Genomic DNA, 265 nt, shown 5'->3' on the forward strand with positions numbered 1-265 from the left:
TATTTGATGTATTGCCTATTCACATTGCGGAATGGGTTGATACCAGCGTCATTGTCACCTCCTTATTTGGCCCAGAAGGCACCAGCAGCGGCATATTGCAGTTCTGGCTAGGGTTGAATAATGACGGTACCAAAGTGATGCCAGAGGGCATGCTTAACCTCAACGCGGGGATGATCATGACCACTTGCTTTATTGTTGCTGCGCTTACGGCTAAATATCGCATTACCACCACCATGTTTGTCGGTTGCTTATTGAGTATTTTAGC

At 46.4% G+C, this 265-nt stretch carries 1 protein-coding gene; it reads left to right on the forward strand.

The window, feature by feature from the left end; translation table 11 throughout:
* Positions 1 to 265: hypothetical protein (locus AAEY78_RS13475; RefSeq protein ID WP_352339828.1), on the forward strand; the 265-nt coding region annotated here is incomplete at both ends.

Source organism: Psychrobacter sp. 16-MNA-CIBAN-0192, assembly GCF_040309565.1.
Lineage (GTDB): Bacteria > Pseudomonadota > Gammaproteobacteria > Pseudomonadales > Moraxellaceae > Psychrobacter.